Below are 11,723 nucleotides of genomic sequence, written 5' to 3'. Positions count from 1 at the left end.
ACATAGCGCAGGAAGGGCAGGGAGGATCAGTAGCAGAAGATCGGGGCCTGTCGGTGGCATCTGCCCTTGGCAGGTACCAACGCCCGCTGCCTACAGCGGCAGCTTTTCGCGCAGGGCGCTGTAGGTCCAGGTGCCGGCCAGGGCGGCCAGAATCATGACGGCGGCGGCGGCCACACCGCTGCCCAGCTGGGCAAACAGGGGGCCGGGGCAGGCGCCGGTAAGGGCCCAGCCCAGCCCGAAAATGGCGCCCCCGATCCAGGTGCCGTGGTTGTATTGCTTGTCGGCCAGCTTTATTTCTTCGCCGTTGATGGTTTTGAGGTGGTTGCGCTTGATGAGCTGAATGGAAATCAGGCCCACCACAATGGCCGAGCCGATAACGCCGTACATGTGGAAGGCCTGGAAGCGGAACATTTCCTGAATCCGGAACCAGCTGATGACTTCGCTTTTAGTGAGGATAATGCCAAACAGTACGCCCAGCACCAGGTATTTGATGTTTTTCATCGTTAAAAAAGCAAGGGGTAAATCACCCAGGTTAGGAGCAGGCCGCCCGCAAAGAAGCCGATGACGGCCACCAGCGACACCCACTGCAGGTTGGAAAGGCCCAAAATAGCGTGGCCCGAGGTGCAGCCACCGGCGTAGCGCGTGCCAAAACCCACCAGAAAGCCGCCCAGCACCATAAATACCCAGCCCTTCCAGTTGGCCAGGTTTTCCAGGGCAAACAACTCCTTGGGTAGCAGGCCCGAAAAGTCGGTCAGCCCCATCTGCGTCTTCAGGTCGCGCACGGTTTCGGCCGAAATGGCAATGGTGTCGGGGTGGCCCATCAGCTGGTAGCCGATAAAGCCGCCGATGCCAATGCCGAGCACGAAAAACAGGTTCCAGATTTCCTTGCGCCAGTCGTAAGTAAGAAACGGAATGCCAGCCGGCACGCAGGCCGCGCACACATGGCGCAGCGAGGAGCTGATACCCAGAGCTTTGTTGCCGATGAGCAGCAGCGCCGGCACTGTGAGGCCGATAAGGGGTCCGGCCACGTACCAGGGCCAGGGCTGGCGAAGTAATTCAAGCATGAAAAAAGAAGTCAGAAGAAAAATCAGCAGAAAACGAGACTAGCGCACCAGCTTTTCGGGCCAGTCCAGAACGCCCCCCAGCAGGTTGGCCACATGCCCGAAGCCGGCCTTGCTGAGCTGGCTGGCGGCCGTGGCCGAGCGGGCTCCGCTGCGGCAGTACACCAGCGTGGGGTGGGTGTTGTCGAGGGCGGCTACGCGCGAACCGAAATCGGGCGCGGTAACGTCGATGTTCACGGCGCCGGGCAGGTGGCCGCCGGCAAACTCGTCGGGGCGGCGCACATCCAGCAGCACCGTACCAAGTTGGCGCAGGGCCGCCGAAAACTCGGCGGGCGTCAGGTTCTGGTAAGCAGGGGCGGCAGGTTTTAGGAAATCAAACATGAGAAATTTGAAAAGAGAAGGAGAAGAAAACCGGGCCGAGAGGCCCGCTGGTAGCTAGCTTTCAGGGGCATTGGGCGCAAAAAAATGCCCGGTGCCCCCGAAACAAGTACCGCTTAATGAGGGCGAAAGCGGCCAGCGGGCCGCCAAAAGCCAATGGTATATTATTAGGCGGATTGAAACGACTTCACGGCTTCGCCTAAGTCGAACACGGTGGTGCCGGGCAGGGCCGGGGCCACAATGCTGCTGCCTGCGGCCGAGCGGTAGCCGCCGGCGCAATGCACCACCACGGGCTTGCCGGCCGGAATTTCGGCGGCCCGCTCCCGCAGCTCGGGTAGCGGAATGTTGAGGGCGCCGGCAAACAGCGGCTCGGCTTTCGCTTCCGAAGCGTTGCGGATATCGACAACGGTGTAGTGCTTCGGATGCTGGCGGAACTGCTCCACATCCAGCTGGGGCAGGGTGGCCGTTGCCGAGGGCGAGCCAACCAGGCCGCCCGCCACCAGGGCCTCATAGCCGATTTTGGCCGTTTTACGAATCAAGTCCTCCAGCGTCGCCTCATCGGCGGCCAGCAGGTAAAACTGCTCCTCGGGGCCGATGATGGAGCCGAGCCAGGTTTCGAACTTGCCGCCCTGCTGAATATTGAGCGCGCCGGCCAGATGGCCCTGCTTGAACTCGGCTTCGGGACGCGTGTCTACTACCAGTACGCCGGGTTTTGGGGCGGTGCCGGCGGCCAGGCGCGGCACCTGCGCCATGCTTGGGGCGAAGGCCGGGGCACCGGCCTTGTTCAGGTCCACATCGTAGCCAAAATACTTGGGGATAAAGGGCTGGTCGGCCAGCAGCTCCTTTACAAACTCCTCCTCCGACTGCGGCTGCAGGGCGTAGTTTTCGGCCTTTTCGAGGCCAATAGTGCTGCTGCTGGCGCCACTGCCGGCCTTGCTGCACAGGCTGCCCGCGCCGTGGGCCGGATACACCAGCACGTCGTCGGCCAGCTGCATGAGCTTTTCGCGGGTGCTGTGGTACATCTGCCGGGCCAGCTCCTCGCGCTTGGCCGTCTGGTGGCCGGCTTTCTCACGTAGGTCGGGGCGGCCCACGTCGCCGATGAGCAGCGTGTCGCCCGTGAATACGGCTACGTCCTGGCCTTCGCAGCTGAGCACGGTACTCACCGAGTCGGGCGAGTGGCCCGGCGTGTTCAGGGCCCGGAACGTGAGCTTGCCCACCATAAACGCCTGGCCCTCGTCGAAGGCCTCATGGTCGTACTCGGCCCCCAGCAGCTTGCTTACGCGGATAACGGCCCCGGTTTTCTGCGCAATTTCCAGGTGCGAGCTCACAAAGTCGGCGTGCGGATGGGTTTCGAGCACGCACACAATTTTGGCCTCGTGCTGGCTGGCAAAATCGTAGTAGGGCTGCGGGTCGCGGGCGGGGTCCACCAGCACAATTTCGCGGGCGCACTCGCTCAGGATAGCATAGGAGAAATGGGCCAGACCTTTGTCTTCGAACTGTTCGATTTGCATAGGTGAAAACGGAAAAGGAGTAGAGAAAAACGGGTGTTCCGGCAGCATACTTCGACGCAGGTTCCGGCAGATGGGTTACCGAAATACCAGCTCGCGGAGCAGGATAAAGGTGCCCATGAAGAGGGTAAACCAGCCGAAGGCCGGCTTGAGCCGGGTGCCCGAAATAAAGCGGGCCAGGTAGGTGCCCAGCACGATGCCCGCCAGGGCAAAGGCCAGAAAACCACCTAGAAACGACCAGTCGATGGGCGTGCCCGCGCTCAGGTCGCCGGTAAACCCAATCAGCGAGTTGGTGGCAATGATGAGCAGCGAGGTGCCCACGGCCAGTTTCATGGGCAGCCGGGCAAACAGCACCAGGGCCGGAATGATCAGAAAGCCCCCGCCGGCCCCCACAAACCCGGTCAGCAGGCCTACTATGGCTCCCACGGTCAGAATAAGCGGGTAGTTGATGCGGTGCTTGTGCTGCTCGTCGTCGTGGAGGATTTCCTCGGCCTGCCGGCTGCGGATCATGGACGTGGCAGCCACCACCATCAGCACGGCAAAGGCCACGAGCACCAGTAAGTCTTTGGTGAAAACCACACTGCCTACCGTAAATAGCTCGGCCGGAATAGCGGGCATTAGCAGCTTGCGCGTCGCGAATACGGCTACCAGCGAAGTAGCCAGAAACACCAGGGCCGTAGGCACCGATACGAGACCCTTGCGGAAGTAGCCGGCCGCCCCCACCACCGAGGTAGCGCCCACCACAAACAGCGAGTAGGCCGTGCTCAGCACCGGGCTCACGCCCATCAGATACACCAGCACCGGCACCGTAAGAATGGAGCCGCCCCCGCCCATAATGCCCAGTGAAAGACCGATAAAAATGGCGGCAAAGTAGCCGAGAAGGTGCAACATGACTAAGAGTGGAGGTGTGCAGGAGTACGCGTGAACGTATGTAATTATGAAGGGGTGTTCATGTATAAGGTCGAAAAAAAACTGCGCTTTCCTACAGGAAAGTGCAGCTGGCCAGACACTGAATTACATCGACCACCTCGCGCATTTTCAGCGAGTAGAAGATGCTTTTGCCCTCGCGGGTGCTGCTCAGAATGCCCTTGAGCTTCATGCCCGTCAGGTGGTGGGAGAGCAGGCTCTGCTCAACGTGCAGCTTCTCGCTGATTTCCGTCACCGACAGGCTTTCCTGCTGGGCCAGCAGCTGCACAATGGCAATGCGGGTAGGGTGGGCCGTGGTTTTGAGGATAAAGGCCACCTTTTCCATCTTCTCAACGGACATGTTTAGCTCAGTAGAAGTGGTTGTCGGATTCATAGGATAGGTAAAGATATGTTCATTTGTTCATCTATACAAAATTCCACCTCCCTTTCGTTCCCGGCCAGCCGTGTACCGGGTTAGCTGCCCCATTTGGCGGGGCCGGCAGCCGGGTTTTTTATGGCCCTGAGCCTCAACGGGGTTACGTCCGGTGCCCGGCTTTTTTCTGACAGGACTTGCGCGAAGCCGGAGCTTAGCTGTCCTTCGGATTGCGCTACCGCTTGAGTCCTAACCTTTCTACTTCTGCTGCCGTCCGTCCCGGGCAAGTCGCACCAGTAGATCCCGGCGGTAGCTTATGCATATTTCCTCATCTATTCGTTGCTTGAACCTGCTGAATATGAATCGTAAAAATCTGTTGCAATGGCTGCCACTGGCCATTTTTGCCCTCGTCCTGTTCACACCTTTGCGCATACCGGTATTGAGCGCTCTGCAGCGCGGCCTGCTGGCTACGGGCCTGTGGAACGCCGACGCCCCCACTGTTAGGGCAGTTCCCGCCGCCGCTACGCCGGTTATGCCTGCAAGCGGGGCCACCGCCTACCCCCACCAACTGCCCCTGACAACGCTCGACGGCCAATCGGTTAGTCTGAGTGATCTGAAGGGCAAAGCCGTATTCGTGAACATGTGGGCCAGCTGGTGCCCGCCCTGCGTGGCCGAGATGCCGGGCATTCAGGCGCTTTACAAGAAAATGGACCCCAAAAAGGTGGCCTTTGTGCTGATTTCGCTGGATGAGAATCCGGCCAAGGCGCGTGCCATGCTCAAGCGTCAGGGCTACACGTTTCCGGTGTATTTCCCGGCCGGTCCGCTGGTGCCGCCCTTCGATTCCAACTCCATCCCCTCCACGGTAATCCTGGGCCCCAACGGCGAGGTAGCCGCCCGCCACGAGGGCATGGCCGATTACGACACGCCCGAGTTTGAGGCCGCCCTGGCGCAGCTGGTACGCTAGGTACGCCTTGCTCCGGTTCCCATTGAGGGCGTCAGCCGTAACGGCTGGCGCTTTCTGTGTCAGCATCGTCTGCCAGCTGCGCTCCGGCCCCGTTTGCGTAGATGGCGCCGCTGGAACCTAACCGGCCCACCCACCTGCTTCAGCGAAAAACCTTCAGCGGCTCGCCGGCCGTATAGCTTTCCCAAAGGTTTTACCTGAAACCAACGTAGCCTGACCAAGCTGCTGCGGCTTGTTGAGGGGCCGCAGCCTCGTGCGCCACTGGGTGCCCAAGCACGCGGGCGCCTGCAGCCGCACCTATAAAAAGCTGCTGGAAGTGCCCCAACGCTCGGCTTCTTATCCCGACTCACAAACCAACTATGAACGAAAACGCCGCTGATTTTGACCTGATTGTACTGGGTGCCGGTTCGGCCGGGCTGGGCCTGAGCCTGTTTATGGCCCGCATCAAGCAGCGCGTGTTGCTCATCGACCTCACGGCCGAAGACGTGGGCGGCGACTGCCTCAACCACGGCTGCGTGCCCAGCAAGGCCCTGATTCATGCCTCGCGGCAGGTGCACAACGCCCGGCAGGCCACGCAGTTTGGCCTGCAAGTGAGCGGTGCGGCCGACATGGGCAAGGTAATGGACTACGTGCAGGGCCGGCAGGATATCATCCGGCACCACGAAAACCCCGACTACCTGCGCGGGTTGGGCATTACCGTTGAAATTGGCCGGCCCCGGTTTGTGGGCGACCACGCCGTGGAGGCAAACGGCCAAATCTACACCGGCCGTAAGCTGGTGGTGGCCACCGGCTCGCGGCCCCGGCAGCTGGATGTGCCCGGCGCCGACCAGGTGGAGCTTTACGACAACCAGCGCGTGTGGGACCTGCGCACGCTGCCCCAGCGCCTGCTGGTGGTGGGCGGCGGCCCCAACGGCGTGGAGCTGGGCCAGGCCATGCAGCGGCTGGGCGCGCAGGTAACCATGGTGCACCGGGGCGAAGCCATTCTCGAAAACGAAGACCCCGCCATCCGGGCTGTGCTGGCCGAGCGGCTGCGGGCCGAGGGCCTCACCATTCATCTGGAAGCCGAAGTGGAGGCCTTTACCTCGGCCTCCCAGGCCCGCATCAAGCCCAAGTCGGGTGACTCATTTGCCGTGGATTTCGACTTGGTGTACGTGGCCATTGGGCGGCACGTGAGTTTCGAGGGGCTGCAGCTGGAAATGGCCGGGGTAGAGGTGGACGACAAAGGCCATATCAAGCTGAATGAACACCTACAAACCACCAATTCTGATATTTTCGTGGCCGGCGACGCGGCCAACTCGCTCAAATTCAGCCACGGGGCCGAGCTGCACGTGCGGATGCTGCTGTTCAACTTCTTCTCGCCCCTCAAGAAAAAATTGAGCTACGACCACTTTTCCTGGGTCACGTTCACCGACCCCGAGGTGGCGCACTTCGGCCTCGACGCTGCCGAACTCGACAAGCGCGGCACGGCTTACGAGCGGTGGGAAACCAGCTTCGCCGACGACGACCGGGCCGTGGTGGACAGCTACCGCGACGGCCACCTGCTGCTCTTCATTGAGAAGAATGCCCTGCCACTGCCCGGCCGCAAGCGCCGCATTCTGGGCGGGGCCATGGTGGCTCCCGGGGCGGGCGAGCTGATTCAGGAGCTGATTCTGGCCAACACCAGCGGCCTGGGCATCAGCGAACTATTCGATAAAGTGTACCCGTACCCGGTGGCGGCCCGCATCAATCAGAAGCTGATTGTGGACCACCAGGACGTGTCGCCGCTGCTGCAAACGGCCCTCGATGTGGCGTTTAAGCTGCAATAGGCCCAGCACTATAACGCAGCCGCTATGCGGCGCACCGATACGCGCTGCTTGTAGTCGGGGTTGAAGTAGGTGAACTTGATACGGCCGTCGCGGCCGATGACGTAGGTGGCTGGTACGGGCAGCACGTCGTCGGAGGAGGCGTTAGCTTTCTGCAAATCAACCCCGAAACCCTTGTACTTGAGGGCGGTGGCGGGGTCGACGGTGAAGGCCGTGTTGTAGGCTTTCATGATGACAAAGCCCTGGTCCTGCACGATGGGGAAGGCCGCTTTGGTCTTCTCCACCGTCTTGCCGATGTTCTCCTGGATTTCGGGCGTCACGACGACTACCTGCGCGCCTTTGGCGGTGAGCAGCTGCAGCGAATCCTGGAGCTGGCTGAGTTGCTTGTTGCAGTAGGGGCACCACTGGCCGCGGTAGAAGTAGAGCACCACCGGGCCCTTTTTCAGTAGCTGCTTCAGCTCGATGGTTTTGCCGGCGGCGTCCTTGCCTTTGAAGGGCGGCGCTACCGAGCCAACAGCCAGCGGCGCGGCCGTGCGGACCGGCGTTTGCTGCGCACGGCTGGCCAGTGGCAGCGCTAAGAAAAGAAGCAGCGAAACAGTTAGCTGGGAGTTTGTCATGTCTGAAAGGTAGACATTCGGGCCGCAGGAAGCCTGTTCGGGCCCGACATCCGCTGGCATCTGAAAAAGAAGGTGAAGGATCGGTGTTACCACTTACCGGACCGGCCGCCTAGCCGATAAGCTGGCGGGCAATATCGGGCAGGGTTGGGCCGGTGAGGGTGGGAGCGGGAGCCAAAGGGTACACCTGCTGGCCCGGGCGAGATATGAATGCGGCTTGCAAGCCCGCCAGCTGCGCGCCGGCCGTATCCCAGCCGTGGGCAGCTATCAGCATGGCCTGGGCTGGCGCTACTTTCAGCTGCTGGCAGCTGCTGTGGTACGTTTCGGGGTGGGGCTTGTAGCGCTTAAGCGAATCGATGCTGAACAGCTGCTCGAAGAAGCCGCTGAGGCCGGCGTAAGCCATCTGCTTCTGCACCGTGGCATCGGGCGAGTTGGTGAGCGTGACCATGCGGAAGCCTGCTTTCTGCAGCGCCGTGAGGCCGGGAATGATGTCGGGATGCGGGGGCAGCTCGGTGATGAGGGTGAGGATTTCCTTCTTGCGGGGCGCGAGCCGGGCTGGCTGGCCCATCGCCTGCGCCAGCATGTCGAGGGCCGCGTCGCCAATCTGCCCGAAGCTATGGTAGTTGCCGGTCACGGTATCCACCAACGAGTACTGGAGCAGCAGCGCAAACCACTGCTTAAAAGCCGTTTCCGACTTGAATTCCTGGTTGACGGCCTGCTGCAGCTTGCTCAGGTCGAGCAGGGTTTCGTTGACGTCGAAAATCAGCAGCTTGGGGCGGTTGGAGGCGGCAGTACTCATGGCAGACAGGGAAAGGGGCAGGGCCGCGGCAGCAGTAGCCACGGCAAGCGAGGATAAAACAAAGCGACGGGTAACCATGCGCCTGCTTACGCAGCCCTCAGGCTCTGGGTGGGCTACTCCGGGGGGGAGGGTGAAAAACCCAGGTCAGTTTTCAGCCGGCTGCCGGTGGTTGTGCATTCGGCAGTATGGTGCGGGCAAGTCTTCTTCGGACCCCAAGGAGACTAGATTCGGGCTTTGCTGAGCAGCCAAATGCAAAAATAGCCACACAAAAAAAGGACCCGCAAAGGCCCTTTTTTGTGTCAATTGAATAAGCAGATCTAGTGTTGGTGGCCGCCTTCGCCGTGCACGTGGCCGTGGTCCATTTCCTCGGCGGTGGCCTCACGTACCTCGGCTACTTTGCCGTCGAAGTGCATCACCATGCCGGCCAGCGGGTGGTTGAAGTCCATCTTCACGGCGTCGTCGCTGATTTCGACCACTTTGCCCTGCATGTGGTGGCCCTGGTTGTCGGCCATGGGCAGAAAGTTGCCCACTACCAGCATCTCCTCGTCGGTCTGGCCATCAATTTCGAATACGCTGCGCGGGATTTCCACTACGGCCTGCTCGTCATATTCCCCATAGGCCTGCTCGGGGGTGAGGCTGAAGCTGAACGGGTCGCCGGTGTTTTTGTCGGCAAGCTGGCGCTCAAATTCTTCGGGCAGGCCGCTCTGGCCAAACAGAAACACCATGGGCGCGTCGGTATCGGCCGATTCTACGAGTACTTTCTCCTGGTTTTCGTCGGTTACGCTCAGGTCGTAGGTGATGGTAACGACTTTGTTGGTACTGATCTGCGTCATGGCGAGGTGGAATGGGTAGGCAAAAGAACTACCGCTAGTTACGGAAATGTTGGCGAAGGGGTCGGGAAATCAAGGACAAATCAGCCCTTAGCTTTCCAGTTCCCAAGCCGTTCGGTAGGCCCCGATGCTTTCGGTGTAATCGATGAAGGCCTTGAAGAAGGGATGGGCGCTCAGGGTAGATGAGTCGCCGATGAGCAGCAGCTTTTTGCGGGCCCGGGTCATGCCCACGTTCATGCGGCGGATGTCGCTCAGGAAGCCGATTTCGCCCTGGGGGTTGCTGCGGGTGAGGCTGATGGCGATGATGTCGCGCTCCTGGCCCTGGAACGAATCGACGGTGCCCACACTCAGCATGCGGTGCTCCATGAGGCCCACCAGCTCGTCGTTTTCCTCAATGGCGTCCTTCAGGTAGTTGATTTGGGCGCGGTAGGGGGCAATTACGCCAATGGTGAGCAGGTCGGTTTCGTGGTCGGCCGGGTCGTAGGGTTCCAGTAGTTGGGCCAGCCGCTTTAACAGCAGGTCGGCCTCTTCGGGGTTGGCCGTCGAGCGGCTTTCTTCGATGGTGAGTTCCTGGAAGCCGAAGCCAGCCGTATCGAGAAACTCCACGGCCAGATCGGGGGCGAAGCGCGGGTCGTAGGCTGCCAGGTCGGCGTGGGCCACGCTGGGGGCGGCTTTCAGGCGGCCGTCGTAGAACTGCTCCGAGCTGAAGGCCATAATCAGCTCGTGCATCCGGTACTGGGTTTCCAGCATGCGGGCCACCCCGGGCTGGCGCTTGATGCACTTCTCGAACAGCGTTTCGCGCAGGCCTTCACGGGCCGCTTTTTCGCTTTTCACGGTGGGCGGCAGCTGCTGGTGGTCGCCGGCCAGTACCACCCGGCCCGCCTTGCCAATCGGAATCCAGGAGCCCGGCTCCAGGGCCTGGGCGGCCTCGTCGATGAACACGGTTTCGTAGGTGAGGTGGCGGATGGCGCGGTTGCCGGCACCTACCAGCGTGCAGGTAATCACCTGCACCTGCTCCAGCAAATCCTCGGTAATGTAGCGCTCCAGCTGGTCCGATTCCTGGAGCAGCTCGTGGGCTTGCTGCTTGAGCAGGCGGCGCTGCTCGCGCTCCTCGTGCCCGAAGTGTTTCTTGAACTTGCCGGCTGCTTCGCGGTACTGCTCAGCCGTCTGGCGCAAGCTGCGCAGCTCGGCGTAGCTCTTATGATTCATGATTTGCGCGTCGAGCGTGTGCTGCAGCAGCAAGTCGGACACCCGCGAGGGGTTACCCATCCGGATGACGTTCACGCCGCGCTCGGCCAGCTTTTCGGTCAGCAAATCCACCGCCGTATTGCTTGGGGCGCACACCAGCACCCGCCGCTCGCGCCGGATGGTTTCGATAATGGCCTGCACCAGCGTGGTGGTTTTGCCGGTGCCGGGCGGGCCATGAATGATGGCGACATCCTGGGCGGCCAGCACGTGGCGCACGGCGGCCAGCTGCGAGTCGTTGAGGGGCGAGGGGTAGTAAAGCGTGGCCTCGGCTTCGGGCCGGAAGCGGGCCGGCTGGGCCCCCAGCAGCACGTCGCGCAGCTCGGCCAGGCGCGAGCCGTAGGCTCCCAGCACCTTGCCCAGGGCGTAGTCCATCTCGCGGTAGCTCACCTCATCAAAGGTCAGGTCCACGCCCAGCTTGCCCTCGTCGGTCCAGTCGGGCAGGTCTTCCTTGGTGGTGCTGAGGCGGATTTTGTTGCGCTTGACGCTGGTAACGACGCCGCTGAGCGTGGGCCTATCCGAGCCCGAGCGGCCGGGGATGTTGGCAAACAGCGCCGCGTTTTTGCCCACCTGAAACAGGTGCAGCCCGCCCTGGCCGCCCTGGCGCTCCAACTCCAGCACCAGCTTGCCGCCGAAGCCGATGTCTTCCTGGATTATCTTGACCGGGTACCACGTAAGGCCCCGGCGCTGGCGCTCGGCAATGCTGGCCTGGGCGCTCTTGACTTTAAATTGCTCGTAGTCCTCCTGCTGCTCCAGCTTGAGAAGGGCCTGCACCTTGCGCAGCTCTTTTTCGAGGGCGTAGGGTTCGGTGTAAGTAGGTTGTTCCGCCAACAGATTCTATAGTTTGGGATTCGTTAGCCTAACAACGAAACCAGGCAAATGGTGGCCGCAAGGTCGGGAGGAAATCGGGAAGGCGTAGGTGCGAGCCGGTCAGTTATAGCTGATAAGTTGAGAGTAGCACCGCTGAATTCTACCATCGGCACCAAATACAAATAGGTAGAGCAGCGACTGGTCAAAAGTGGAAAATACGTTACGCAAGCCCGGTCCGCCCTCTTGGTTATCACTTACTTCGGCCAACAGCATGTTATTATCCAGCCGCGAGAATACGATGACCGTGCCGCCTTTCGTAAGGCCAGGATTAGTGGTTAGCCGGGCCGTTAGCGCTGAAAAATAGGGTGTGTGGGAAGTCGTTATTTCTAACTGAGACAAAGAGTCTATTAACCGTTTTTCCTTTTGATAGCCTGTA

13 protein-coding genes are annotated in these 11,723 nt (G+C 61.1%); 2 read left to right on the top strand and 11 right to left on the bottom strand.

Translation table 11 applies throughout. The features are described from left to right. Positions 1-90: 90 nt before the first annotated feature. From HW554_RS19585 to HW554_RS19560, 6 genes are all read right to left on the bottom strand, one after another. Positions 91-501 carry a DUF6691 family protein gene (locus HW554_RS19585; RefSeq protein ID WP_176910224.1) on the bottom strand — a complete coding sequence of 137 codons (411 nt, stop codon included), beginning with the start codon at positions 499-501 and terminating at the stop codon, positions 91-93. A 2-nt stretch (positions 502-503) separates the two neighbouring features. After that, the gene (locus HW554_RS19580) at positions 504-1,064 is read right to left on the bottom strand and encodes a YeeE/YedE family protein (RefSeq protein WP_176910223.1); all 561 of its coding nucleotides are present in this window, start codon (positions 1,062-1,064) and stop codon (positions 504-506) included. Between the two features lie 39 nt (positions 1,065-1,103). After that, positions 1,104-1,442: a rhodanese-like domain-containing protein gene (locus HW554_RS19575; RefSeq protein ID WP_176910222.1), complete on the bottom strand. Its 339-nt coding sequence runs from the start codon at positions 1,440-1,442 to the stop codon at positions 1,104-1,106. Positions 1,443-1,606: 164 nt separating this feature from the next. Further along, complete coding sequence (locus HW554_RS19570; RefSeq protein WP_176910221.1) at positions 1,607-2,950, bottom strand: rhodanese-like domain-containing protein; 1,344 nt, start codon at positions 2,948-2,950, stop codon at positions 1,607-1,609. A 75-nt stretch (positions 2,951-3,025) separates the two neighbouring features. Further along, positions 3,026-3,838, bottom strand: a complete 813-nt coding sequence (locus HW554_RS19565; RefSeq protein ID WP_176910220.1) for a sulfite exporter TauE/SafE family protein — start codon at positions 3,836-3,838, stop codon at positions 3,026-3,028. Between the two features lie 91 nt (positions 3,839-3,929). Then, the gene (locus HW554_RS19560; RefSeq protein WP_246285506.1) at positions 3,930-4,247 is read right to left on the bottom strand and encodes an ArsR/SmtB family transcription factor; all 318 of its coding nucleotides are present in this window, start codon (positions 4,245-4,247) and stop codon (positions 3,930-3,932) included. Between the two features lie 337 nt (positions 4,248-4,584). Between HW554_RS19560 and HW554_RS19555 the strand changes: the two genes are divergently transcribed. Together HW554_RS19555 and HW554_RS19550 are read left to right on the top strand one after the other, a co-directional pair. After that, a complete protein-coding gene (locus tag HW554_RS19555) occupies positions 4,585-5,190 on the top strand; it encodes a TlpA family protein disulfide reductase (RefSeq protein ID WP_246285504.1) in 606 nt (201 codons plus the stop codon). 356 nt (positions 5,191-5,546) lie between these two features. Further along, positions 5,547-6,992, top strand: coding sequence for a dihydrolipoyl dehydrogenase family protein (locus tag HW554_RS19550; RefSeq protein WP_176910219.1), 1,446 nt, complete (start codon positions 5,547-5,549; stop codon positions 6,990-6,992). Positions 6,993-7,000: 8 nt separating this feature from the next. Here the strand turns inward: HW554_RS19550 and HW554_RS19545 are convergent, their stop codons facing one another. The 5 genes from HW554_RS19545 to HW554_RS20445 all read right to left on the bottom strand — a co-directional run. Beyond that, positions 7,001-7,606: a peroxiredoxin-like family protein gene (locus tag HW554_RS19545; RefSeq protein ID WP_176910218.1), complete on the bottom strand. Its 606-nt coding sequence runs from the start codon at positions 7,604-7,606 to the stop codon at positions 7,001-7,003. 109 nt (positions 7,607-7,715) lie between these two features. Beyond that, complete coding sequence (locus tag HW554_RS19540; RefSeq protein WP_176910217.1) at positions 7,716-8,402, bottom strand: haloacid dehalogenase type II; 687 nt, start codon at positions 8,400-8,402, stop codon at positions 7,716-7,718. 317 nt (positions 8,403-8,719) lie between these two features. Next, complete coding sequence (locus HW554_RS19535; RefSeq protein WP_176910216.1) at positions 8,720-9,235, bottom strand: FKBP-type peptidyl-prolyl cis-trans isomerase; 516 nt, start codon at positions 9,233-9,235, stop codon at positions 8,720-8,722. An 87-nt stretch (positions 9,236-9,322) separates the two neighbouring features. Further along, positions 9,323-11,308, bottom strand: a complete 1,986-nt coding sequence (locus HW554_RS19530; protein WP_176910215.1) for an AAA domain-containing protein — start codon at positions 11,306-11,308, stop codon at positions 9,323-9,325. A 99-nt stretch (positions 11,309-11,407) separates the two neighbouring features. After that, a partial coding sequence (locus tag HW554_RS20445) for a hypothetical protein (protein ID WP_218134790.1) occupies positions 11,408-11,723 on the bottom strand: 316 nt, incomplete at its 5' end.

The sequence above is a fragment of the Hymenobacter lapidiphilus genome, assembly GCF_013377885.1.
Lineage (GTDB): Bacteria > Bacteroidota > Bacteroidia > Cytophagales > Hymenobacteraceae > Hymenobacter > Hymenobacter lapidiphilus.
The sequence above is the reverse complement of the archived record's forward strand: the minus strand, read 5'-3'. Positions and strand labels throughout refer to the sequence as shown.